Origin of the sequence: Cohnella baijiui (assembly GCF_020731285.1) — a bacterium.
Lineage (GTDB): Bacteria > Bacillota > Bacilli > Paenibacillales > Paenibacillaceae > Cohnella.
This window is the reverse complement of the sequence record NZ_JAJFOW010000314.1, coordinates 1-248: the sequence shown is the minus strand read 5'-3', so window position 1 is coordinate 248 and position 248 is coordinate 1. Positions and strand designations below refer to the sequence as shown.

Here is a 248-nt window from a genome sequence, read left to right as displayed (position 1 = left end):
GTCACAGGTGAAGATGTTTCAGCTTCGTTTCGCATCCGGTTTTCAGGGCGCAAGCTCTGTAGCGTATCGGACAAGTTCCGAACGCGATCAAGCATGGCGGCGTAGCTCAGCTGGCTAGAGCGTTCGGTTCATACCCGAAAGGTCGGGGGTTCGATCCCCTCCGCCGCTACCAATTTCATACTTATCGATTCATGGAGGCTTAGCTCAGCTGGGAGAGCATCTGCCTTACAAGCAGAGGGTCGGGGGTT

Annotated in this window: 1 tRNA gene; it reads left to right on the top strand. The window is 55.2% G+C overall.

The annotated features are described in order from the left end of the window. Positions 1-95: 95 nt before the first annotated feature. Positions 96-172, top strand: a tRNA-Met gene (locus LKX83_RS32770). The last annotated feature ends 76 nt before the right edge of the window (positions 173-248 follow it).